We start from the raw sequence: 23,295 nt of genomic DNA, 5'->3' as shown, positions 1-23,295 counted from the left end.
CGCCTTTCCATTGCCGGTCGAGGCACGTTTGATCGTTCCCGGGCTGCATTCCCACGCGGAGCATGGGAACGATCAGAACAAGGGAGAGGCAGTAAAACCTGACCTTTCAGGCAGTTATTGCTCGTTGCCCTCGCCGCCCTCTTCCGGCATTCTGCGCACCCATTTTCTGACCCGGCCCCGCCTTGCGGCGCGCACATCACCATGACCGCCTCTGACAAAACCCCGCGCAACAACGACCTGATCTACGGCCTCAACGACCGTCCGCACCTGACCGCCACGGTGTTCGCCGCGCTGCAACACGTGCTGGCGAGTTTCGTCGGCATCATCACCCCGACCCTGATCATGGGCGGCGCCCTCGGTCTGCACAGTGAAATCCCCTACCTGATCAGCATGGCGCTGTTCGTCTCCGGCCTCGGCACCTTTGTCCAGGCCAAGCGATTCGGCCCGGTGGGTTCCGGTCTGCTCTGCCTGCAAGGCACCAGTTTCTCGTTTATCAGTGTGATTCTCAGCGCCGGGTTCATGGTCAAGGCGCGCGGCGGCGGCACTGATGAAATCCTCTCGACGATCTTCGGCGTGTGCTTCTTCGCCGCGTTCATCGAAGTGGTGCTCAGCCAGTTCATCGGCAAACTGCGCATGCTGATCACGCCGGTGGTGACCGGCACGATCATCACGCTGATGGGCCTGTCGCTGATCAAAGTGGCGATGACCGACATCGCTGGCGGCTTCGGCGCCCCTGACCTGGGCGCGGCCAGTCACGTATTTCTGGCGGCGCTGGTGATCGGCACCATCGTTGTGCTGAACCGTGTCGACGTGCCGTTTCTGCGCCTGGGCGCGATCGTTATTGGCCTGACCCTCGGCTACGTAGTGGCATGGCTGATGGGCACGGTGGATTTCGCTTCGATGCCCGAGGTGCCGCTGGTCAGCGTGCCGGTGCCGTTCAAGTACGGTTTCAACTTCGATTGGGTGGCGTTCGTGCCGGTGGCAGTGATTTTCCTCGTGTCGCCGCTGGAAGCGGCCGGTGACCTGACCGCCAACTCGATGATCTCGCGGCAACCGGTGAAAGGCCCGCTGTACATCCGTCGCATCAAATCCGGCCTGCTCGCCGATGGTCTCAACTCGGCCATGGCGGCAGTGTTCAACAGCATGCCGATGGTGACCTTTGCGCAGAACAACGGCGTGATCCAATTGACCGGCGTGGCCAGCCGCTACGTGGCGTTTTTTATCGCCGGGCTGCTGGTGTTGCTCGGTTTGTTCCCGATGATCGGCGCGGTGCTGCAATTGATGCCGAAACCGGTGCTGGGCGGCGCCGAGCTGGTGATGTTCGGCACCGTCGCCGTGGCCGGGATCAAGATCCTCGCCGAGGCCGGCCTGCATCGACGCAACATGCTGATCGTGGCGATCTCGCTGGGCATGGGCCTGGGTATTGCGGCGGTGCCGGAAGTCCTGCGCGAACTGCCGCAAGCGCTGCGCAATATCTTCGAATCGCCGATCACCGTTGGCGCGTTGTGCGCTATCGTGCTGAACATCTTCCTGCCGGAAGAATTCATCGAGCTGGAAGAAGACGATTTCGACCCGGAAGCTTCGATCCTGCAGGTCATGGAAAACCCCGACGTCGCCGCCAAAGGTGAACCCGGCCAAGTGGCGGCTGTCGCACAGTTGAACCGCTGACGTCGCACCTCGAAAACAAGGGCTGCACCGGCGACGGTTCAGCCCTTTTTTTGTCGAGAGATTTTTATGCGCCGCGTCCACGCCGTCATCCTGTCGCTTCTGCTGTTGTCGCTCAGTGCCTGCGCACTGTTTCCCAATCGCGACCCGGTGAACATCAACGTGGTCGGCCTCGAACCCTTGCCCAGCCAGGAACTGGAAGTGCGCTTCGCGATCAAGCTGCGCGTACAGAACCCCAATGAAACGGCGATCGATTACAACGGCATCGCCCTGGATCTGGAGGTCAATGGTCATTCGCTGGCTTCGGGTGTGAGCGATCAGAGCGGCTCGATCCCGCGTTTCTCTGAAGCCATTGTCACGGTACCGGTCAGCGTCTCGGCGTTCTCGTTCCTGCGCCAGACATTGGGCCTGAGCCAGACGCAAAGCCTCGATAACCTGCCCTACGTACTGCGCGGCAAACTGGCGGGCGGTTTGTTTGGCACGATGCGCTTTACCGACAGCGGCAAGTTGAGCCTGCCTAAAGCGAGTGCGGCGACGTGGTAAAACGTTTTCTGATCGGGCACCGATCCCTGTGGGAGCTGGCCTGCCAGCGATAGCGGTGCATCTGCCAAAAAGATGCTGACTGACATGGCCCCATCGCTGGCAAGCCAGCTCCCACAGGTTCAAAACAAGTTTCAAGGTCAGGAGTTGAACCGCACCCCCGGCTTCGCACGCTCATCAACGCTCAACTCGAACACATCCGGCCGCGCATAGTGGCCGACCACATCGTAGTCATACCGCGCGCGGATCAGTTCATCGGTGTCGATCTGCGCCGTAAGCAAGCCCGCTTCCCCGCGCAACGGCCCCGCCAGCACATCGCCCATCGGTCCGACGATCACGCTGCCACCGGCAATCAACGGTCGATCACTCGGCCAGTTGGCAATCTCCACCCCCAAGGCATTCGGAGAGGCCTGCACCTGACAGGCGCTGACCACGAAACAGCGGCCTTCATGGGCGATGTGGCGCATGCTGACCTGCCACATCTCGCGCTCGTCAACGGTCGGCGCGCACCAGACCTCAACGCCTTTGGCATACATCGCCGTGCGCAGCAGCGGCATCATGTTTTCCCAGCACACCACCGCGCCAAGCTTGCCGACCTGGGTGTCGAACACCGGCAGCGTCGAGCCATCACCCTTGCCCCAGATCAGTCGCTCGGTGCCGGTGGGCATGAGCTTGCGGTGTTTGCCGATCAGCCCGGCCTGCGGATCGAAATACAGCACCGTGCAATATAACGTGCTGCCAGCGCGCTCGATCACGCCGATCACCAGATTGGCCCCGGTGCGCGCTGACAATCCGGCCAGGGCGTCGGTTTCGGCGCCGGGCACATCAATGGCGTTAGCAAAATAACGCGCGAAGGCCTCGCGCCCCTCGGGCAGTCGATAACCCAACTGGGTGCCGAAACCCTCGCCTTTCGGGTAACCACCGAGCAGGGCTTCCGGCATTACCACCAGCGCAGCGCCGGATTCGCGGATTGCGTCTTCCCAAGCAAGGATCTGTTCAAGGGTTTCGTCTTTGCCACCGGGCAATGCGCCGATCTGCAACGCCGCCACTATGTATTTAGCCATCGTGTTTACTCCATCAGGTTCAGGTGTTGCCGATTCTCCGGCGTCACGCGATCATGAATAAAGCCCTGCCCACTGCTGAATGATATGAGCCAAATGAATATCGTCGACATCGACCTGAACCTGCTGAAAGTCTTCGAAGCACTGCACGATGAATCCAGCGCCAGCCGCGCCGCTCTGCGCCTGGGCGTAACGCAATCGGCAGTCAGCGCGGCATTGCGCCGCTTGCGTGAGGTGTATGGCGATCAGTTGTTCGTGCGCACCGGGCGCGGACTGGCGCCGACCCTGCAAGCCAATCAGCTGAAACCGGTGATCAGCGATGCCCTGAACAAATGCCGGCAAAGTCTGGCCATGCTTGATCCAGCGGCCAATCAGTACGAAGGACGTTCGGTGGCGATCGGTCTGTCAGATGATTTTGAAATTGCCTACGGCCGCCGCCTGATCGAGGAAATCGCCCTCCGTGCGCCGAAGCTGCGGTTGATATTTCGCCAGACCCACAGCCAGATCGTTGCCCGCGCGCTGATGGAGCGCAGCATCGACCTGGCGATCACTGCCGGAGGATTTGCCGAGCGCCTGCTCAGCCGTCAGGTGTTGGGCGAAGGTGGCTATGCATGCCTCGTCGATCCAGCCAGTCTCGCGCCAGGCCAACAGCAGATCGCGTTGCAGGAGTTCGTTGAACGCGAGCACATTCTGGTGTCGTCGGGCGGCTTTATCGGCATTACCGATGAAGGATTGGCGGCAGTGGGCTTGAGCCGGCGAGTCTGCGCGTCGACCACGCATTTTGCTGCACTGCCCTTTTTGCTCAAAGGCAGTCAGGCGGTGGCGACGATCCCGGCCCATGCCGCCGCAAGCATCGCGGCGCTGAGCGGGCTGGCGTTGCTGCCCTGCCCTCTGGCGTTACCACGCTATCCGGTGGAACTGGGCTGGCGCACCAGCACGCAGATCGATCCGGTGCTGGTCAAGGTTCGTGAGGCGATTGCCGCCACGTTCAGCCAGGTGTGAAACAAATTATTTGTTCGCCGCCATCAGGCGATTGACTTCACTGCGCACCATGTTGGCGAACTCCGGCGGCGACATGCCGTCCAGCTCGGCGCGGACCCACTCGGCCCATTTGCCCTTGCGCTTGGAGCGCTCCCCAAAAAGGCGCGCGGCTTCGCCTTTGGCTTTGCCCAGATTGTTCTGCCAGAGTTCGAACAGACGGGATTTCTCATCTTCCAGCGCTGCGCGCTCTGCGAGGGATTTGTCGGCCAGATTGAAACTCATGGGGATTTATCCTGCTGCGTAAAATGGCGACATCTTACACGCTCGACACAAATCTCCGGTGCAGGTTTTTCCCTTGTCCGCGAATGACATGCAACTTTTCGCCTGCCGCTACACTCCATTGGTCACTGTCCATTCACCTGCAAGGAGTCACCCAATGGCCCGTAAAACCGCCTCGCAAGCTGCCGAAGAGCAAATCAAGGATCAAGCTTTCAGCGAGCTTCAGGCTCTGATCGAAGAATCGGACAAACTGCTCAAGAGCAGCGCTTCACTGGTAGGCGAAGAAGCAGAAACGCTGCGCGCACAAATCGCCCAGAAGCTGCAGCTGGCACTGGATTCGGTGTCCAGCGTGCGCGACCGCACCAAACCCGCTGTTGAAGCCACCGAGAACTACATCGGTGGCCACCCTTGGCAAACCGTGGCGATCTCCGCCGGTTTCGGCCTGGTGGTGGGCCTGCTGCTCGGCCGCCGCTGAGTTCCAGCGCCACAAAAAAAGCGAGCCTTGGGGCTCGCTTTTTTATGCCTTGTGCAAACTCAGTCCCCCGCCAACTCCCGCAACTGCCCCAGCGTCTGTTCATCCAGCGTGATGCCCTGCGCTAATGAGCGGGCACGCTGCAAATGCCGCCGATCCCCCGGCAAACGCTTGAGCCCGACCCCGTGCATCTGCCGTACCAGTTCCTCGCTGCGTTGGGCAAAGCTCTGCCCCGCCGCTTTGCTCGGGTCGATGACGATCAACAGCTGGCCGGTCCATGGTGTCTTCGCGCCAGGATGGTTGGACCAGTCAAACTCGAATGAGAAATTGCCGCCGGTCAATGCCGCCGCCAGCAACTCGACCATCATCGACAGCGCCGAGCCTTTATGCCCGCCGAACGGCAACAACGCGCCGCCTTCGAGAATCGCCTTGGGGTCCTGGGTCGGTTGGCCGAGGCTGTCGACCCCCATGCCGACCGGGAGTTTTTCACCTTTGCGCGCGGCGATCTGCACATCGCCATGGGCGATGGCGCTGGTGGCAAGGTCGAACACAATCGGCGCGGCGTTGGCTCTTGGTGCGGCGAAGGCAATCGGATTGGTGCCGAACAATGGCCGATCAGCGCCATGGGGCACCACGCAGGTCATGCTGTTGACCACGCTCAGCGCGACCAGACCTTCGTCGGCGAAGGGCTCAACATCCGGCCACAAAGCAGCGAAATGATGCGAGTTGCGAATCGCCAGCACCGCGATCCCGGCATGACGCGCCTTCTCGATCAGCAGTGGTCGGGCCGCTGCCAACGCTGGCTGGGCAAAACCGTTGCCGGCGTCAACCCGGACAAACCCCGGCGCGACGTCTTCAACCTGGGGCACCGCATGGCCATTGACCCAACCACTTTTCAGCGTCGAGACATAACCGGGGATGCGAAACACGCCATGACTGTGGGCGCCGTCGCGTTCGGCGTTGGCGCAGTTGGCGGCCAGCACCCGGGCGACGTCGCTGGAAGTGCCGTGGCGCAGAAAAATCGTTTCAAGCAGTTGCGTCAGTGCCTCGAGGGACACTGTGGACGAGCCATGATCGTGTAGCGCAGACATCTGAAGCTCCAGAATGATTATTGGAGGGAACAACAGCGTACGGTCGAATTTGCCCACCGATTAACCGCGCCCGAGCTGCCAGCTGTCAACCCTTCGATTGATCGGCATCCGCTGGCGCGCCCAGATGCACATTTCACGGTCAGCGTGTGCGGTAACTATCTACCGCAAGTGCTCCAGTCTGCGCATCTACTGTTGAGTTCCAGCCCGATGGCGCCCCGTTCAGAGTTGCAATGATGTTCACCCCGACTGCCCCGCTGTTGTTTCCAGTGATATTCGATTCACCCGGCCTGCATGCTGCCCTGGGTCCGGCACACGGTCTCAACAGCAAAGACTTCGACTGGCTCGCCCATGCGCAACTGGCGACGCAATCGCTGCGCAACAAGCAGACCCCGCCGATGCTGGCCGAACGCATCCTGCTCAACGCCGACAAGCAACAGGCCGTGCCGCTGGCGGGCAGCTTCATGCTCTGCGCAGGGCCGGAAGACAACGGCGTGTTTCTCTATACGCCCTACGATGGCCTGAAAAAATTCGCTGACCGCCAAGCACTGACGGACGCCCTGCAGACACGCCTCGACAATGCCGGGGAAGCTGATGATCTGCTGGCTTTCCTCTCGGTTTCGCTGCGCAAGGAACTGGTGGAAAAACGCGGGATTACCCTGACCTGCGAAACCATCGAAGGCGATGTGTTCGAGGACCAACAAGCGGCTATCGGCGAATCCCTGGAGAGGTGCGCCCGTGACCTGCTGGACGAGCTCAAACGCCTGCCATCCCTTGCAACGTTGCTGGAAAAGATTCTCGACGAACTGCTCGAAGCGCATTTTGCCGCGTTGCAACAGTCGCTTACCCGGGTCGTTTTCTATTCGACGACCTCCTCTGAGGGCAAACAGTGGGTCGACGCGCTGTCGCTGAGTGACGCGCTGCTGCTGCACTTTCATCGCCAGGGCTGGCCGCACGGTCAGACCGTAGAATTTACCCATCCCGCTCGTTCGGTCAGCGAAGACGATCAGTCTGCCTGGACCCATGCGATCGAGTGCGCATCGGGAAAATTGACCATGCTGTTGTTTCGGCAGCTTGAGATCTATTGGAATGGCGCCTCATTCGAGGGCTCGCCCAGACGTACTTTCTTCAGCCAGACGCTACAGGATCAAGCGCGAGCCGATCTGATGATCAAGCGCGAAACGCAGATCCTCACTGCCAGCGAATTCGACGCCCTGCACTGTCTGGTCCGTGAGCCAAGCGTTGCAGTGCGGCGGCCAACGTTCGAAACCGTGTGCCTGAGCGAAGAGACAGCCTGTGTCGAGCTGGCCGGTTCGCTGATGATCAATCATGACAAGGCTTATCTCTATACGCCCAGCCAGGGCCTGCAGGTGCTCACCGACTACGCCGACCTCAAACAGACACTGACCGCCAAACTGCGAGCTGCCGGGCACGAAGATGAGCTGTACGGGCTGATGAACCTGCAAGAGCGCAATCGCTACCTTGGCTTCACTAACGCACAGGTATCCGGGGAAAACATTGGCGGTGAGATCATGACGACGCTGTTCGAGACCGTCATCACCAAACAACGCCAGAACATTGAATTCGTGTTGCAGCGCTTTCGTCAGAGCAAACGCACCACCGATATCCATGCACTCTTTGATAAGGCATTGGATATCCGCTCAATGATTCATGAACGGCTGCTCAAGCTCGACGTCAATCAGCGCTGGAGTACCCGTCCGTTATTCACCAGCACTCCGCCATCGTCACTCGTGCAAGCGGACAAGGCTGCGCAGCAGGCGACGAGTCTGGGACGGACGCTGGATAATCTGACCAGCCACTTCAAAGACCAGCCGACCGGCCACGGCGGCGAACAGCGGGTCTTTCTCGAGGGCATTCTCTGGAAGCTGGCCCAGGCGTTCGAAGATGGCCTGCGCGGTGAGGCCTACCTGCGCAGTCTCAGCGGGTCATGGCTGGAGGCGGAGCGAAAGATCGTCGACACCGTGTTCGATGCCACGCATCCGACACGCAGGGAGCGCCAGTCACTCAATGGTTTTCGCCCCGATGCATGGTCGCTCACCCTCACCTGTGCCGAGTTCAAAGGTGCGCTGCCGCTCGCTCACTGCGTGCTCCTGACCGAGCGCGGCGGCATGGATGACAAGCATTCCGGACGCGCCATCCTGTGGACACCGGCCACGGGGCTGGAACAGTTCGAGAATATCGCCGTCGCGCAGAAGCAATTGCAACAACGCCTGGATGACAACAACCAGAGTCACACGCTGCTGGAAAATCTGCCAAGAGCTCAACGTCGACTGGACCAGCAATACACCCTGGGCAGTTTTCAATTGATTGAAGACCGGGTTTCCAGTAATCGCATGCAATCGGGCATTGAACACTTCCTGGCCGATTCAGAAGAGCTGCGCGTTTGTATCAAGGACCAGGACAGGTTGCAGACTTACCTTGAGCAAATGAAAAGCGCGGTGATCGATACCAATCTGCGCCGCGCCGTTGACCTTGCACGAACCCTTGCCAGTCATCTGGATTATCCCGACTGGTTGCGCATGGCCTCGGCGACCGAGCAGCGCACGCAACTGGCGTTGCTGGATGAACTGCGCCGCGCGTTCATCGACGGCAAGGATTTCCTCGATGAGGTCCCGGCGCTGGCCACTCATATCGAGCAGACACTCAAGACACTGCTCGATGCGCGATTTCCAGGCAACGGCCTCAAGCCACAGGACATCCGGATCACCCCCAACCTGACACTGGCCGGCCCTGCCTGTGACTTGCTGGAGTTTAGCTTGCATCACTACAACGTCGTGCAGGACAGCGGTTTCAAAGTGGCATCGACAACCGCGACGGCACTACCGAAGGATTTTGGCCAGTCCGCCGTACGGCAACTGCTGCAATCTCTCGACGTTGCCACTACCTACACCGCGAAAGTGACGGAAGCGCTGACAGCTGATAGCGCGTCAGCACGCCTCAGCAAAGAACGATTCTTGCGCCAGCTGCCCTGGCAATTGATGCAGCACGCCCACTCGATGAAGTTGCAACAGCAACTCTCCGATACCGGCTACGACTATATCTGCCAGGTCCTCGATATGCCGGACGGGATAGCGCGGGCGATGGTCGACGGTGCTCACGCCATCGCTTGTCCGCTATCGTTGATCAAGACTTCAGGCGCTGATTGCGTAGATGCGCTCGGACTGTATGTCTTCGGTCCGGGCGCAGGGCAAACAGGTCCCCGGGTCCTCTATGCGCCTTACTCAAGATGGGTATTTCGCGAGTTCGAGAACGAAGCACAGTTGATCGAAGCACTCAATACCCCCGGCCACTTTCAGGACTTGCTCATCCGGCGTCTGCCTGACGCGCAGCAGGCCGTATTCAAGAGCCTGTTGAAAACAACGATCGGCAAAAACAGTGAAATCACCCTTCATGACTCCCCCATAAAGGGCAACGTGCTCGAGCGGTTGCACAAAGACACCCTGAGTCTTCTGCCACAAATGCTGCGCAGCCAACCACAGATCAACGCCCAGGCAGATTGGGAAGCAGTGAAGTTTCTGTTCAGCCACGGCGTCCGCCTGGTGCCGCACGTGTTGCCGGGCAAACTCGCCTGCGGATTTTTCCTTTGGCGCAGCTATCAGGATTTCAAGGCCTCCGCTGAAGGCCTGCAGGATCACCACTGGGCGAACGCCCTGAAAAGCTTCATTGCAGGGGCGATTACCCTCTTCAGCCTGGGACGTCTGTCGTGGGAAAGCGAGGCAGAAACGGTCAGTACCGAATTCGCCGCAGAGGCGCACGCACCTGAGGGTACAGCCACGACGGTGCAAGCAGCCTCTCGCTGGGCAAAAGTGTCACCGGTAACGCCCGCCCGCGTGGATCTGCAGCCCTTCGAAAGCAGCACGGCGCTGGAAAGCCTCAAGCTCGATGCCAATAAGCTGGTCTATGGCGATTCGTCGACGACGCAGAAATACGCCGCCATTGCCGGCAAGGTGTATCCGACGGTCCAGGTCGAAAAGACCTGGTATTTGCGCAAAAAAGACGGCAGCCAGGGGCCGGCACTCGAGGAGAAAAACTCCCGTCTGGTCGTCGCAAGCACCAGCCAGCAGGTGTATCGCTGCCGGTCAAAAAAACGTGACCCTGTGCAACACGAAGTCGAGGAAAACCGTTCCGTAGAAATGTATATCCAGGCCAGAGGCATGGCCCAGATCAACCGTCGCTATCCGGCCAGGGCGTTCGTGATACAGCAAGCGGTAAATCGTGCAAGAGAATACGCAGTCAATTGTCTGCATAACTACGTTACGCAGCGCGACAACCTTACGGGCACGCGGTTAGAGACGGTTTTGAAGAAGTTCTTCGAGGTGTCGCTGATAACGCCCACGCTGCTCAGGAAATTCGAGAAGGTGATTATTCCTGTTTGCCGAGAACTGACGAATCCGAAAGACGATCTGCTCTACACCGAACGCTTTTTTACTGGTCTGAACGGACCTGGCAGCGGCAATACCGTGGCATTCGTATTCAAACAGGATAAGAGAAAAATCATTCATCTCACTGAGCTGTTTTTCAACCCGGGACTGGATAAATACACTGCGCATTTGCCTCCTCGGTTCAATGTTGATTCCCATGCCCGCGCTGTAACGCTGATCCATGAGCTCTCGCATCTGGTTTGCGACAGCGACGATCTTGTCGCCGTGCAGGCCATGGCGCCTTATCTGGACCTCATCGACACGAGGACGACCTCGGGCAAACATGCCAAGGAATCTATTGAACGTCATCGCAGCTTATTGTCGCGCTACGGCAAGCACTTGTTTGCGGTGAAGACCGGCAAACAGGTCTGGACCGACCTGGACAAAATGCCGGCGCATGCCGGCAATTACCAAAAAATCCTCAGCCTTACCAACACCACAAACCTTGCAGATGCACGCCTGGCGTTTTGCCGCCCTGATTCTGCAGATGCAAGGATTGACGTCATGCTCGCCAACGCCGATTCGATCGCGTTGCTCATCAGTGAACTGGGCCGCCAGCTCGACCCGCTTCCCGCCCCTCTATCGTCAGCTGCGCCGGGGTCGGATCAGGCAGGAACCTCGCAAGCGCTGCCGTGAAGACAAAAAATGCGCTGACGTCGCGCCAGCGCATTGCTCAACACAAGAATCAGGGGTGCTTATGCTGGGTTAATCCTTCTGGTCCCGCAGTACATTGCCCGAGGCGCCGTCGATGCGGAACTCATAGACACTGCCATCGGCCTTGCGCCCTTCGCCTTCCCAGTAGCCGTCATTGTCGGCGCCGATCTCATAGACCTCGACATAACCGGCCTTGGTCTTGGCGACCTCGATGGCCTTTTCGATGGTGATCCAGCCTGCGCCTGGCTTGTCCGCCAGAGCGGCACCGGCGCTGAGCAAACCGGCGGTGGCAATCAGGGCTGCGAATGTCTTTTTGATCATTTTTTCACTCCATTTATGGATAGTAGGCAGTTGCTTCCTGTTTTTTTGGGCGCCACAGGGAAAAATAAGTTCCACGTTGATGGGTAAATGCCATGACGGATGTTCTCGGCAGCCTGCCGGCGAGGTTAGAATGAGCGAAATCAGGACGAGTCAATGACCCAAGACACTCTCTCGGAAGCCGAATACGATGCGATCACCGATGCCGCCGCGCACTGGTGCATGCGTCTGCACGCCGCTGACTGCACGGACGAGGAGCGTCGCGCATTTGAAGCCTGGCACGAAGCCCATCCGCTGCATGCCTTTGAATACGAAGCCATGCAGGAAATCTGGGAAGTCGCCGGAGATCTGCCTCGAACCGAACCCGAGGCGCTCGCCGCGCAGCGCAAACCCTTGCGTTCGTGGCGCAAGTTCGCGGTCATCGCCGGCGCCTGCGCTGTCGGCTTGCCGCTCGCGGCCTACAGCGGCTGGAATCTGGGCTGGGTACCCAACAGTTATCAGCATTACGCTGCCACCGACAGTGTGCGTCAGATCACTCTGAGTGACGGCAGCCAGCTGGAACTCAACCTGAACACCGACCTGACTTTCAGCAATTACAAACATGAACGTCGCGCCACTCTGAACAAGGGCGAGGCGTTTTTTAATGTCAGCCATGACGCGTCTCATCCGTTCGTGGTGCGCGCCGGCGATGGCAAGATCCGCGTGACCGGTACCCGATTCAACGTGTGGATGTATGAAGATCAGGTTCGGGTCAATCTGATCGAAGGTTCGGTGTTGGTGAGCAGCAATCGCGATCTGCCGGGCGACGGCCTGCGTCTGAGTCCATCGATGCAGGCACGCTACCGACATGGCGATTACACCCCGCAAATCAGTCAGACCTACCCCGGCGATACCTCGCTGGCGTGGCGCAGCGGCCGACTGATACTGGACAACCTTGCGCTGCACGACGCCCTGCCGCTGATCAACCGTTACCTGGACAAGCCGTTGATGCTGGCCGACACCAGTACCGGCGCGATCCGCGTGGGCGGTGTCTACAACATCAAAGAGATGAACAACCTCGCCAACAGCCTGCCAAAAGTGCTGCCGGTCTACCTGACCCGCAACAAGGAAGGCAACCCGGTAATCAATTCGATGCCGCAGCGCCCGCCGAAAAGCTGAAGGCCGCGTCCCTTGCGGGAGGCGGCCTTCGTTTGTTTCAGGCGACGACTGTTTACTGCGCTGCCACCTTCCCTGCCTGATCCTGCTTGATCGTCTGCACCTGATATTGCGGATCCGCCTGGATCTGCTGCTCAGTGAATGGCAGGACACTCCACTGTTTCTTCGAAAACGCCTCGGTCTGATCGCGTGAATATTTCGACGCCGGATCACTGGATAACGAGAACGCCAGCAGCCCTTGGGCGTGCGGGCCTTTTTCGTCGAAGCTCACCACTTGCAGATAGCTGGTGCCGCTGACCACCTCAAGTTTGCCGTCATCACGGGGCACGCTTTGCATCGCGTTGTAGATGCCCAGCGTACCCGGCCCGCCATGAATCGGCGTTTGCCGCCCGCCACTGCTGACCACCTGGATGTCACCCCAGCGCGTTTCAGGTTTCAGGCCCATTTTTGCGACCCGCTCGACCGACGCCAGCATCGCTTCACGCAGCGCCTTGGCCACGGCCGGTTGTTCGAGCGCCAGGCCGTGCGGAGTGTGTTGCGCATCGGCCGGATTGAATGCAACACGCCAGATATCCGGTGATTCAAGCAGCGCCTGCATGATGTTCTGGAAGTGCACCAGACCGATCCCGGAATCCAGACTGGCACGACCATCCCAGGCTTTGAGGCTGGCGCAGACCGGCTTCAGCGTGGCCGCATCGCTGCCCAGATCGGCGCCGCAGAATTTCAGCAGATCGGGCATGACCTGCGCGGCCAGATAGACCTGATCGTCCATGACCATGTGCTGCAGATCCTTGACCGCCAACGGGCCTTTTTTGCTCAGCTCAGCCAAACGATCAAGCGCAAATCGCGAGCGCAGGCCCAGCGGTTGTCCGTCCTGACTGATCAGCGGTGAATAGCCAGTGAGCGGTTGCGCCGGGTTGGCCAGCCACGCTGAATCGTTGGAGTGCTGAACGAAATCCTTGCGCAGCAATTGCGGTAACTGGCTGGAGGCGAAGATGCCCTGCTGCGCCGCTTGCGGATCGACATCCCAGGCACAGCCGCTGTTGGCACCGTCCAGGACAATCATGCGCAGACCGAGGCGTGGATCGCTGCACTTGGCCAGTTTTTCCGCGCTGACATTCGGCACCACCGACAGGTTCATGTACAGCGTCTGACCCTTGTCATCCACCGCCAGAGTGTTGACCCACGGGATGCCCTGAATCGTGTGCACGGCGTCTTGCAGATCCTTGAGATTGCTGGCCTGGTTCATCGCGTACCACTGCTTGAGCACGCGATCGTTGTCGAGGTTGGCATCGCGCAAGCTGTAGGCGTACTGCTTGTCCCAGTCGAGCTTGCCCGGCCATTGCACGATCGGGCCGAACTGCGAACTGTAGATATCGCGTTTCACCGGCACGACCTGGCCGTCAGCCTGCTTGACCTGCACGGTAACCGTCTGTTTGTTCAGCGGCAGCGACTTGCCATCGAGCAAATACCGGGTCGGATCCTTTGGATCGAGTTGCAGGCGATACAAGGTGAAGTGTTTCGACGAGTCGACAGTGTGGGTCCAGGCCAGATGCTGGTTGAAACCGATGTTGATCATCGGTAGACCCGGCAAAGCCGCGCCCATGACATCGAGCTTGCCGGGGATGGTCAGGTGCATCTGATAGAAACGCATGCCGCCGACCCATGGGAAATGCGGGTTGGCCAGCAACATGCCACGGCCGTTGAACGAACGCTCGCTGCCGACTGCCACGGCGTTGCTGCCGCGATCCAGGGCGAAACGTTGCTGACGGGCGTCGGCCAACTGGAACGCCTCGGCATCGTGCTTGACCTGCGCGGTGGCTTGCGGCGGCGTGGCGCCGGCCAGAGCCTCGGCGAACTGCCCGACCCCGCCTTCCACCAACAGGCGCCGTGTCAGTTTGACCAGATCCTCGGCACTGATATCACGTACCCACTCGCCCTGGCATTGCTGCAACAATCCTTGCTGGCGCCGTTCGGCCAGATAGCGGTTGTATCCGGCGGCATAACCCTCGACCAGGTCGCGGACCTGCGTCGGTTGCGCCTGCCAGAAGATTTCGACCGCTTCTGGAGTATTGAGCCAGGTGAAGAACACATCACTGACGCGGTTTTCCCGTTGTTCGACAGTGAACTGCTCCGGGCCGAAGTAGCGTGAGCGCTCGCCGTTGACCGTCACAATCTCGTTGGCCAGCAAACACAGGTTGTCCTGGGCATAGGCGTAACCGATGCCGAAGCCCAGCCCGCGTTCGTTCTCCGCACGAATGTGCGGCACGCCGAAACTGGTGCGGCGAATATCGGCGCTGGTTTGTGCAGACGGGCTCAGTGCATGGGCCGACAGGCTCAGTCCGAACAAGGTGCTGGCGAGGGCCAGCCCGGTGAGTTGCCTGGAAATAATCACGCTTGCTCCTGATCGAAAGGTCGATTGCCCCTGCGTCCACGCGCAATGAGCCTGACGAAGAAACGAAGCTGAGGAAAAAAATTTAGCGGGCAATTCTTCGGGACGAGGCCGGCATCACAAGGCCGATACGAATTTGCGACGAAATTTCTACATCTTTTCTTTCATGATTTGTCGTGCTGAAACGTCTTGTTTAGAGAGCGCAACAAAACCTTTCCCGATCTGGCTCTGAAAAGGAGTAATCGCATGTACAACTCGCAACTACCATCGGACGGTAGCCAGACGCCACAGGGCGTTTCCATGGGTTCGCACACCGGCAATTTCACCCAGCGTGGCGAGCGTCCGGGCAATGAGCGCATCCGCGTGCTACTGAAAAGTTTTGGCCTGCGCACCAGCCTGATTCGTCTGAAAGTCATCGACGCCCTGCTGGTGGCGGCACAGAGCAATCGTCGCCTGGGCGTCCGTGGCGTGCATAGCCAGTTGCTCGATCTGGACGTGCCGTTGTCCTTTCTCAGCGTGCGCGAAGTGCTGAAACGCTTGTGCGCCGAAGGCGTGATCACCTTCAACGCCGACAAGAGTTACAGCCTGCACCCGCAGGCTGCAGCGGTCCTCAACCACGAATGAGGCAACGGGTGCTCGCCTTTACGGCTTAACCTTGCGGCGCATCATGCCATTGATCACCACCACAACCACGGCCACGCCGATCGCGACGTACTGGAAAGTTTTCTCGGTGATCATGCCGGCGTTTTGCAGCCAGGACAGGCCCAGCATGATCGCCAGTACCGACAGAGCGATCAGAATCGAATAAATCAAGCGTTGCTTCTGGGTCATTGCGGTTTCCTGAAACGTTGGTATGTATGCGTTTGCAAGCCATACGCTTGCCGAATTACGGGGGCGTGCCGGGGCAAACGGAGTGCCATGTTACAGCCGCGGAAGATTTTTCGCTGCATCGCCGCCCAACCTGGAAGCGCGGCACGCCCGGTCGATTTACCGCAAACAATGCCCGCCCTGTCGCGGGCATTGTTGTTTCTGCCGCAATGGCATCCAGCTGAACATGTTTGCGTTCCGCCCGCCCTATAAACATGCCGTAAGTTTTTGAAATCTGCTGACGCAGCAAACGGCTAGGTCGGCTGTGCGTCTGCACCTAGGCTCTGCGAACTTCCTACCACTCATAAAACAGGGATGTTCATGCAGAGAACACTTATCAATATCGGCCCCAGACAGGTTGCCGGTTTCTGTCTCGCGCTGACCGCTTTCGAACTGCTCACTTACATGGCCAGCGACGTGATCATGCCAGCGATGCTGGACGTCACTACCGACCTCGAAGCGGACGCGCGGCATGTACCCCATGCATTCAATCTGTATCTGTTGGGTGGCGTCTGCCTGCAATGGCTACTGGGTCCCTTGTCCGATCAATTCGGGCGCAGGCCACTGTTGTTGATCGGCAGTGCACTGTTCGGTGTGTCGTGCGCGGCAGCTTTCAGCACTGACAGCATTGAAGCGTTCAACCTGTTGCGTCTGTTGCAGGGCATGGGGCTGGGATTCGTCGTCGCCGTGAGCTACCCGGCATTGCAGGAGGTTTTTTGCGAAGCCGACGCCGTCAGGCTGATGGCGTTGCTCGGCAATGTTGCGTTGTTATCGCCGTTGCTCGGGCCGCTGCTTGGCATCCTGCTGCTGGAATGGCTGAGCTGGCGGGAAATTTTCTTGCTGCTGGGATGCACAGCAGCGCTGGTCTGGCTCGGCCTGTTGCTGTGGATGCCGGAAACCGTGGGCGTCGAGCGCCGCGACGGTCATCAAACTCGCCCAGTGCCCTTCTCCTGGCGCCTCACTTGTCGGCGCTACGGTGCGCTGTTGGGCAATCCGCGTTTCCTCTGTGCCAGCCTGGCGCTCGGCCTGATGAGTCTGCCGCTGATCGCCTGGATAGGCCTGGCGCCATTGCTGCTGGTGCGGGTGCTTGACATGCCGCCGCTGGAATATGGCCTGTGGCAGATACCGGTGTTCTCGGCAGTCATCGCCGGCAATCTGATTCTTGACCGCTTGCTGCAGACTCATTCGCTGACGCAATTGATTCAACTGGCGCTCTGGCCGTTCTGTCTGGGCCTTCTGTTTCTGGCCGCGTGCGCATTGCTCGGTGCGGGGCTTGGACCGGTGGTGGCGAGTCTGTCGCTGTACGCCGTCGGGCTGGGCATGAGCAATGCGGCGGTGTATCGCCTGGCACTGTTTGCCAGTGACGACAGCAAAGGTCTGGTGTCGGCGCTGACCGGCATGATTTCGATCGCCGTCATGGGCCTTGGCGGTTCGCTGATTGCTGCCATCGGTGGCGGCAGCCGTCTTGAATACTTCGCTCTCTGGGCCGCATTCGGCGGGCTGATGTGCCTGCCCATGGTTTACCGGCTCCTGCAAACCACCACATCTGATGTGGCCTCGCCTCAGTAAGGAACACTGATGACTCACCTACCCTATGCCGACGCGCTGTGCGCGTTGAAGCAACCCTATTGCGCGGATTCAGCCGCGCCCGCTCTGTTTGATCGGGCGATGACTGAAATCAGCCGCTTTCACTGCGAGCACACTCCGGGTTACGCCCATTGGCTAAACGCCCATGGACTGACGCCGCAGGACCTCGACAATCTCAATGACTGGTCGCGTCTGCCGCCGATCTTTGCCAGTTTCTTCAAGCAACATCTGCTGCTGAGCAGCACCGGCGCAGACGCCCTGGAACTGACTTCGTCGGGCACCAGCGGGCAGAAAAGCCGGATGCGTTACGACGAACGCAGCCTGGCTCGCGCGCAGTTCATGGTTGCGCAGATCTTCCGCCATTACGCCTGGGACACTCCCGATAGTCCGTGCAACTACCTGCTGTTGAGCTACGAACCCGAAGGACGCATTACCTTGGGCACCTCGTTTACCGACCAGTTTCTCTGTCGGTTTGCCCCGGTCAATCGCGTGGTCTACGCCTTGCGTAACACTGGTCGCGGCCATCAGTTCGATGTATTCGGCGTGATCGCCGCCTTGCAGTCATTCGCTGAAGAAGGCTTGCCGGTACGGATTTTCGGCTTCCCGGCGTTTCTCTGGCAGACCCTGCAACGCATGCAGGCTACCGCTGTGCAGGATGTGCAATTGCCCGCCGGTTCGCTGGCGTTTTTTGGCGGTGGCTGGAAAACCCAGGCCGCGGAGGAAATTCCCAAACAACAGTTTTACGCCCATATCCATCGGCAACTGGGCATCGAACCGGCCCGCTGCCGCGACGGTTACGGTGCTGTCGAGCACGCCGTGCCTTACATCGAATGCGCCCGTCACCGCTTTCATGTGCCGGTTTATTCGCGAGTGCTGATTCGCGATCCGGCGGATTTTTCCCTGCTGCCCTATGGCCAACAAGGCCTGCTCGGCTTCGTCTCGCCTTACATCTCCTCCAGCCCGGCCCACGCCGTGGTCATGAGCGACCTTGCCACGCTGCACCCGGGCGCAAGTTGCGGCTGCGGGCTGACCAGCGACTGGTTCGAACTGCACGGCCGCGCCGGGACCACAGCGGGCAGAAGCTGCGCAATGGCCGCCGCCGAATTACTGGGAAGTCACTGATATGTATTTGATCAATGGACAACTGCACCACGCTTATAACCTCGACCAAGCGCTGCAAGACCTGCAACAGGCGTTGCCGCAACACTTGGCGAGGGCGCTCGACAGCCGCACAGTCATCGACGCAGTCGCGGAATTTGCCCGGCAACTGCATGACGCGCACTCGGATCTGCGCCTCGACAACGAGCAGCGGCAGGCTCTGATCGATTTCTGCCAGCCCGAAGCGCTAGCCTACAAACGCCAGCGTGAATTGGGCGCCGAGGCCAATTGCCTGCGTCGTTTCGATTATCGCCAGCCACGCTTCGAAGCCTGGCGTCCACTCGGCCTGGTGGTGCACATCACTCCGGCCAACGCGCCGCTGCTGGCCTTTTGCGCGGTGGTGGAAAGTCTGCTCGCCGGCAACGTCAACTGGTTGCGCCCCAGCCGCAGCGATCAAGGCCTGACGGCGCAACTGCTGCGCGCGTTGGTCGACTGCGATGCAAGCGGACAACTGGCCGGACATGTGGCGGTGATTCCAGCGAGCACCGAGCAGATCGGCAAGCTGTGTAAACCCGCCAACGGGGTTGCAGCGTGGGGTGGCGAAGCGGCCCTGCAAGCGATTCGGCAACAGTTGGTGCCGGGTTGTCGCTGGATCGATTGGGGGCACCGCATCAGCTTCGTCTATCTCACCCCGGAATCGTCTACGCCGGAGGCGCTTGATGCCGTCGCCGACGAAGTCTGCCGACTGGATCAGCAGGCCTGCTCCAGCCCGCAATGGCTGCTGGTGGACAGCGATGATCCGCAGGTTTTGCGCGATATCGGTGAACGCCTGGCGCAGGCCCTGCAACGACGCGCCACGCAATGGCCGGCTCTGGTACCGACAATTCAGGAAGCCTCGCAAATTACCACGCACACGCAGATGGCCCGCCTCGGCCAGAGTTTCGCCGGTCATACCGGGCAAGTGTGGAGCGCCCCGGGCTGGCGGGTGATATGGAGCCATGATCGGCAACTCGCGCCTTCACCGCTGTTTCGCAGCGTACTGCTGCACCCGCTGCCGCAAGCGCTGCTGACCGCCACCCTGCTGCCGTGGCGCAACGTCCTGCAAAGCTGCGCGCTGATGTGTGCGCAACCGCGCATTGCCGAGCTTACCCATGCGTTGATCGCCGCCGGGGTCACGCGTATCGCACCGATCGGCAGCATTCACGACGGTTACGCAGGCGAACCCCATGATGGCGTCTATGCGCTGCAACGCTTGAGTCGGCGGGTATCGGTGAGTCTGGCGGCCACGCAACTGCCGAATCAGGCCAGTCTCGATTCACCGCCACTCGCGGCGAAGTCGTGCGCTGCGATCATGAACAAAGAGGCGTTCGTCGCCCAGCCCATCAACGATCAGGCGCAGTTGTATTTCCGCTCCGGAGGCAGCAGCGGCACCCCTGCTCTGGCCGGCTACAGCTATCGCGATTTCGATCGACAGATGCGCGCAACCGCTGACGGTCTGTTCGCCGCTGGTCTTGATCCGGCGCGGGATCGGGTCATGAACCTGTTCTTCTGTGGCGGGCTGTACGGCGGTTTTCTAAGTTTCAGCAAAGCGCTGGAATTGCTCGAGGTGACGCACCTGCCCATGGCCGCGCCTACCGATGACGACTACCGGGAGATTGCCCAACTGATCATCGACCAACGGGTCAACGTCCTGGTGGGAATGCCCGCCACAGTGCATCGCCTGTTTTTGAATGAGCAGCAGCGGCTGCGCGCTTATGGCGGGGTCGAAAAAGTCTTTCTCGGTGGCGAGCACCTGAGCGAGCAGAACCGTGCATTGCTGCGCAGTTGTGGCGTCTCGAGCATTCGCTCGGCGATCTACGGCAGCGTCGATGCCGGCCCGCTGGGCCATGCCTGCAAGGCTTCGGCGGATGGGGTTTTCCATCTGATGAACGCGATCCAGCACCTGGAAATCGTCGCGTTCGATGAGGATGTGCCGGTGATCGGCGATCAGGTGGGTCGGCTGCTGGTGACCTCGCTCGCCCGTGAAGGGGGCCAGCGCGTGCAGCGTTATGAGATTGGCGACACCGGGCGCTGGCTGCCGGGCGTCTGCGCCTGCGGGCTGACGTCGCCACGCTTCGAGCTGTTGCAACGCCACGGCAAGCTGTTGCGCATCGGCACTGACTTCATCTCCCTGAGCGAATTGGCGTCGCGGCTGCAAGTGCCGTTTCAGTTGCAGCTGGACCACAGCGCCGAGGGCGTCGAGCGCATGCAACTGCACTGTGAACTTGCAGCCGACATCGCTAAACACCGTCTCGCCGATTACCTGACCCTGATGACCGTGGTCGACAGCGGATTGCTGGTGCTGCAGATCGAACAATGCCCGCCCGAGCACTTCGTTCAAAACAAACACAGCGGCAAGACGCCGCTGGTCATTGACTCCCGCCGCTGACGCTTGCCGTGAGCTGGCTCATTCGAATCAAGAAGAATACACCGTGAAAACAACCGACCCGATTAGCGAATTGATGGGTTTTGCCCGCAAGCATTCGCCCTTCTACAGGAACAGCCTCGCCGATATTCCCGAGGCAATAAGCTCGCTGTGCGAACTGCCACTACTTGATCCGGCAGACTTCTGGAAAGACAGCGCGGATCTGGCGCAATGGCCGGTTCTGACTGCCCCCCTGGCCCACGCCCTGGTCTTCAAGACCGGTGGCTCAACCGGCGGCGGCAGGCTCTCCGTATATGCCCGCACGGAATGGCAACGCATAGTGGAAGCTTTCGGGCGCAGTCTGAGCGAGCAATTCAGCTCCCGCGACCGTGTCGCCAACCTGTTCTTCGCTGGCGACCTCTATGCCAGTTTTCTGTTTATCCACGATTCACTGGCCCATGTGGAAACGCCTATCACCGAGTTTCCGTTTACCGGCGAAGTCGACCCGCCAATGCTGGCCGATGCCATCGTGCAACACCGGATCAACGTGTTGGCTGGCGTGCCTGCGCAACTTTTGACCTTCGCCAGTTGGCTCGACCAACGCGGCCTTGCCCTGCCCTTGGTTGATACCGTGCTTTATGGCGGGGAGAGTCTGTTTGCCTCACAACGCCAGCTCCTTGAGCAAGTGCTGCCCAACGCGCGCATTGCCTCGATCGGCTACGCCAGTGTCGATGGCGGATTCATTGGTGCCAGTCATCGTGACTGCATCGAAGGAGAACATCGCACACCTGACGGTCACGCACTGCTGGAGATTGTCGATCAGCACAGCGGCGCAACGATCGAGGCCTGCAATCAAACCGGTCTGCTGGTGCTGACCAATCTCCATCGCCGCTTGATGCCGCTGATCCGCTATCCCGTCGGAGATCTCGCGTGCTGGCGAGAGCCGTCGGGCACTGCACAACGCAAATTCGCCCTGCGCGGGCGCAGCGGCAGCAGCCAGCGTGTGCGGGTCGGCATTCTGTCGCTGATGACCGATGAAATCAGCGAAAGCGTCCGGAGCATCAGTGGCAGCAACGATTGGCAGTTATTGATCGAGCACGACGACGGCAGGGATCTATTGACGGTGAAATACGTAGTCAACGAAGGATCGACCCGCATCGAGGACAGACTCGAGGCCCGCTTGATCGAACTGTATCCGCAGATACCACAACTGCGAGGCGCCGGGTTATTGCAGCTGCGTATACAGAGTTGCCGGTTCGAGGACTTGGCGCGCCATCCTCGCGCGGGGAAAAGCCTGCGAATTGTTGACTTGCGCTGCTATGGCCCGGACGAGGGGGAGGTGCGTGATGGATACGTTGATCCTGCGCAATTACCGTGACACCGACGCCACGGCAGTCAGCCAGCTGTTTCGCGAGGTCTATGGCGATCATTACGTGCAAAGCGACGTCTACCTGCCCTGCCTGATCAATCAGAACCACGCAGCCAAGCGCTGGCACTCACTGGTTGCGGTCGAGGGTGAACGGATTCGTGGCCATGCCACGCTGTACCGGCAAACCGATGACTCGCACGATGCCGAACTGGCCTTGAGCGTCGTACATCCCGATACCCGCGGAAAGAACATTGCCACGCGGCTGGGCGCGCAACTGCTGACTCATGCACAGGCGTTGGGTTGTCGCAGCGTTTCGATCAAACAGGTCACCCACCACCCCTATACCCAACGCATGGCTATCAGTCTCGGTTTTCATAACACCGGACTGTTGCCGGACTATGTCCGCTCACCCTTTGGCGGCAAAACACCGGAGTCGATCGTCTTGGGTGTCCGCGCCATAGACGGCTATCAGCGTCCGCTGCCGGAGCAGCCGTGGCCAACCCGCTACCGTGCGTTCATGGAGCGTTTGACGGCGGCGTTTGGCTGTTCGCCCAGCGCAGCATGCTGGCGCGGGCCCTCGGTTCAGGTTCAACAACACGGCGATCGCCATGAAATGCTCGTGGAAAAACTCGAACCGGAACTGCTCGATCAGTTGCGAACGCTGCCCGGGCATTGGCTGATTTCGATTCGTTTGCAGCTGTCCCGACAGTTTGCCGTGGATCTGCACAGTCTTAACGCCATCGGTTTTGCCTTCACCGGTCTGGCGCCTGCGCAAGACAATCGAGGAGGCTGGCTGACGTTGTTTCATCGCGGCTACCGCACGCGCAAGCTGACATTGCATTGCCCGCACATGCAGCAGTTACACGACCAGGCACAACGTCAAACCACCGGGCGAGCAATGGCTGCGGTGTAAACAGCCCGAG

The 23,295-nt window shown here is 59.9% G+C and carries 18 protein-coding genes; 12 read left to right on the top strand and 6 right to left on the bottom strand.

Annotated features, from left to right (window positions below):
- The first annotated feature begins 201 nt into the window (after positions 1-201).
- On the top strand, positions 202-1,668 hold the full coding sequence (locus D8U70_RS23915; protein WP_130929897.1) for a nucleobase:cation symporter-2 family protein: 1,467 nt from the start codon (positions 202-204) through the stop codon (positions 1,666-1,668).
- A 66-nt stretch (positions 1,669-1,734) separates the two neighbouring features.
- A complete protein-coding gene (locus D8U70_RS23910) occupies positions 1,735-2,208 on the top strand; it encodes an LEA type 2 family protein (RefSeq protein ID WP_073474543.1) in 474 nt (157 codons plus the stop codon).
- 137 nt (positions 2,209-2,345) lie between these two features.
- Here D8U70_RS23910 and D8U70_RS23905 read toward each other — a convergent pair whose 3' ends face one another.
- Entirely contained in the window at positions 2,346-3,269 is a 924-nt protein-coding gene (locus tag D8U70_RS23905; RefSeq protein WP_130929896.1) for a carbon-nitrogen hydrolase family protein, read from the bottom strand.
- A gap of 84 nt (positions 3,270-3,353) precedes the next feature.
- Here D8U70_RS23905 and D8U70_RS23900 point away from each other — a divergent pair, with 84 nt between their 5' ends.
- Entirely contained in the window at positions 3,354-4,268 is a 915-nt protein-coding gene (locus D8U70_RS23900) for a LysR family transcriptional regulator (RefSeq protein ID WP_130929895.1), read from the top strand.
- A gap of 6 nt (positions 4,269-4,274) precedes the next feature.
- Here D8U70_RS23900 and D8U70_RS23895 read toward each other — a convergent pair whose 3' ends face one another.
- Positions 4,275-4,529 (bottom strand): hypothetical protein, encoded by a 255-nt coding sequence (locus tag D8U70_RS23895; RefSeq protein ID WP_003224595.1) that lies wholly within the window; start codon positions 4,527-4,529, stop codon positions 4,275-4,277.
- Positions 4,530-4,683: 154 nt separating this feature from the next.
- On the opposite strand from D8U70_RS23895, the gene D8U70_RS23890 reads away from it, so the two are divergent.
- Positions 4,684-5,001 carry a DUF883 family protein gene (locus tag D8U70_RS23890; protein ID WP_016774661.1) on the top strand — a complete coding sequence of 106 codons (318 nt, stop codon included), beginning with the start codon at positions 4,684-4,686 and terminating at the stop codon, positions 4,999-5,001.
- Positions 5,002-5,060: 59 nt separating this feature from the next.
- On the opposite strand, the gene D8U70_RS23885 is transcribed toward D8U70_RS23890, so the two are convergent.
- Complete coding sequence (locus D8U70_RS23885) at positions 5,061-6,089, bottom strand: Ldh family oxidoreductase (protein WP_130929894.1); 1,029 nt, start codon at positions 6,087-6,089, stop codon at positions 5,061-5,063.
- A gap of 230 nt (positions 6,090-6,319) precedes the next feature.
- Here D8U70_RS23885 and D8U70_RS23880 point away from each other — a divergent pair, with 230 nt between their 5' ends.
- A complete protein-coding gene (locus tag D8U70_RS23880) occupies positions 6,320-11,164 on the top strand; it encodes a DUF6543 domain-containing protein (RefSeq protein WP_241664687.1) in 4,845 nt (1,614 codons plus the stop codon).
- 69 nt (positions 11,165-11,233) lie between these two features.
- Here the strand turns inward: D8U70_RS23880 and D8U70_RS23875 are convergent, their stop codons facing one another.
- Entirely contained in the window at positions 11,234-11,503 is a 270-nt protein-coding gene (locus tag D8U70_RS23875) for a PepSY domain-containing protein (RefSeq protein ID WP_071172382.1), read from the bottom strand.
- A 153-nt stretch (positions 11,504-11,656) separates the two neighbouring features.
- Here D8U70_RS23875 and D8U70_RS23870 point away from each other — a divergent pair, with 153 nt between their 5' ends.
- On the top strand, positions 11,657-12,658 hold the full coding sequence (locus D8U70_RS23870; RefSeq protein WP_130929893.1) for a FecR family protein: 1,002 nt from the start codon (positions 11,657-11,659) through the stop codon (positions 12,656-12,658).
- Between the two features lie 52 nt (positions 12,659-12,710).
- On the opposite strand, the gene D8U70_RS23865 is transcribed toward D8U70_RS23870, so the two are convergent.
- Positions 12,711-15,050: an acylase gene (locus D8U70_RS23865; protein WP_130929892.1), complete on the bottom strand. Its 2,340-nt coding sequence runs from the start codon at positions 15,048-15,050 to the stop codon at positions 12,711-12,713.
- A 243-nt stretch (positions 15,051-15,293) separates the two neighbouring features.
- On the opposite strand from D8U70_RS23865, the gene D8U70_RS23860 reads away from it, so the two are divergent.
- Positions 15,294-15,671 (top strand): fe2+ zn2+ uptake regulation protein, encoded by a 378-nt coding sequence (locus D8U70_RS23860; RefSeq protein ID WP_071172379.1) that lies wholly within the window; start codon positions 15,294-15,296, stop codon positions 15,669-15,671.
- 18 nt (positions 15,672-15,689) lie between these two features.
- Here D8U70_RS23860 and D8U70_RS23855 read toward each other — a convergent pair whose 3' ends face one another.
- Complete coding sequence (locus D8U70_RS23855) at positions 15,690-15,878, bottom strand: hypothetical protein (protein ID WP_130929891.1); 189 nt, start codon at positions 15,876-15,878, stop codon at positions 15,690-15,692.
- Positions 15,879-16,235: 357 nt separating this feature from the next.
- Between D8U70_RS23855 and D8U70_RS23850 the strand changes: the two genes are divergently transcribed.
- From D8U70_RS23850 to D8U70_RS23830, 5 genes are read left to right on the top strand one after another with little or no spacing between them, the layout of a single operon-like run.
- A complete protein-coding gene (locus tag D8U70_RS23850; RefSeq protein WP_130929890.1) occupies positions 16,236-17,483 on the top strand; it encodes an MFS transporter in 1,248 nt (415 codons plus the stop codon).
- Between the two features lie 9 nt (positions 17,484-17,492).
- Complete coding sequence (locus D8U70_RS23845; RefSeq protein WP_130929889.1) at positions 17,493-18,623, top strand: acyl-protein synthase; 1,131 nt, start codon at positions 17,493-17,495, stop codon at positions 18,621-18,623.
- Position 18,624: 1 nt separating this feature from the next.
- Entirely contained in the window at positions 18,625-21,027 is a 2,403-nt protein-coding gene (locus D8U70_RS23840) for an acyl-CoA reductase (RefSeq protein ID WP_130929888.1), read from the top strand.
- 43 nt (positions 21,028-21,070) lie between these two features.
- Entirely contained in the window at positions 21,071-22,381 is a 1,311-nt protein-coding gene (locus D8U70_RS23835) for a phenylacetate--CoA ligase family protein (protein WP_130929912.1), read from the top strand.
- Positions 22,350-23,285: a GNAT family N-acetyltransferase gene (locus tag D8U70_RS23830; RefSeq protein ID WP_130929887.1), complete on the top strand. Its 936-nt coding sequence runs from the start codon at positions 22,350-22,352 to the stop codon at positions 23,283-23,285. The genes D8U70_RS23835 and D8U70_RS23830 overlap by 32 nt, the downstream gene beginning before the upstream one ends.
- The last annotated feature ends 10 nt before the right edge of the window (positions 23,286-23,295 follow it).

Source organism: Pseudomonas sp. Sample_20 (genome assembly GCF_004307585.1).
In the GTDB taxonomy this organism is placed as follows: Bacteria; Pseudomonadota; Gammaproteobacteria; order Pseudomonadales; family Pseudomonadaceae; genus Aquipseudomonas; species Aquipseudomonas atacamensis.
Note: the sequence above shows the minus strand (reverse complement) of the source record. Positions and strands in the feature narration are given on the sequence as shown.

What these genes read in the sequence shown, in the direction of transcription:
- D8U70_RS23845 (WP_130929889.1), top strand. Translation starts at nt 17,493, where the DNA reads ATGACTCACCTACCCTATGCCGACGCGCTGTGCGCGTTGAAGCAACCC.
- D8U70_RS23915 (WP_130929897.1), top strand. Translation starts at nt 202, where the DNA reads ATGACCGCCTCTGACAAAACCCCGCGCAACAACGACCTGATCTACGGC.
- D8U70_RS23875 (WP_071172382.1), bottom strand. Translation starts at nt 11,503, where the DNA reads ATGATCAAAAAGACATTCGCAGCCCTGATTGCCACCGCCGGTTTGCTC.
- D8U70_RS23855 (WP_130929891.1), bottom strand. Translation starts at nt 15,878, where the DNA reads ATGACCCAGAAGCAACGCTTGATTTATTCGATTCTGATCGCTCTGTCG.
- D8U70_RS23895 (WP_003224595.1), bottom strand. Translation starts at nt 4,529, where the DNA reads ATGAGTTTCAATCTGGCCGACAAATCCCTCGCAGAGCGCGCAGCGCTG.
- D8U70_RS23880 (WP_241664687.1), top strand. Translation starts at nt 6,320, where the DNA reads ATGATGTTCACCCCGACTGCCCCGCTGTTGTTTCCAGTGATATTCGAT.
- D8U70_RS23890 (WP_016774661.1), top strand. Translation starts at nt 4,684, where the DNA reads ATGGCCCGTAAAACCGCCTCGCAAGCTGCCGAAGAGCAAATCAAGGAT.
- D8U70_RS23870 (WP_130929893.1), top strand. Translation starts at nt 11,657, where the DNA reads ATGACCCAAGACACTCTCTCGGAAGCCGAATACGATGCGATCACCGAT.
- D8U70_RS23850 (WP_130929890.1), top strand. Translation starts at nt 16,236, where the DNA reads ATGCAGAGAACACTTATCAATATCGGCCCCAGACAGGTTGCCGGTTTC.
- D8U70_RS23840 (WP_130929888.1), top strand. Translation starts at nt 18,625, where the DNA reads ATGTATTTGATCAATGGACAACTGCACCACGCTTATAACCTCGACCAA.
- D8U70_RS23830 (WP_130929887.1), top strand. Translation starts at nt 22,350, where the DNA reads ATGGATACGTTGATCCTGCGCAATTACCGTGACACCGACGCCACGGCA.
- D8U70_RS23900 (WP_130929895.1), top strand. Translation starts at nt 3,354, where the DNA reads ATGAGCCAAATGAATATCGTCGACATCGACCTGAACCTGCTGAAAGTC.
- D8U70_RS23905 (WP_130929896.1), bottom strand. Translation starts at nt 3,269, where the DNA reads ATGGCTAAATACATAGTGGCGGCGTTGCAGATCGGCGCATTGCCCGGT.
- D8U70_RS23910 (WP_073474543.1), top strand. Translation starts at nt 1,735, where the DNA reads ATGCGCCGCGTCCACGCCGTCATCCTGTCGCTTCTGCTGTTGTCGCTC.
- D8U70_RS23885 (WP_130929894.1), bottom strand. Translation starts at nt 6,089, where the DNA reads ATGTCTGCGCTACACGATCATGGCTCGTCCACAGTGTCCCTCGAGGCA.
- D8U70_RS23860 (WP_071172379.1), top strand. Translation starts at nt 15,294, where the DNA reads ATGTACAACTCGCAACTACCATCGGACGGTAGCCAGACGCCACAGGGC.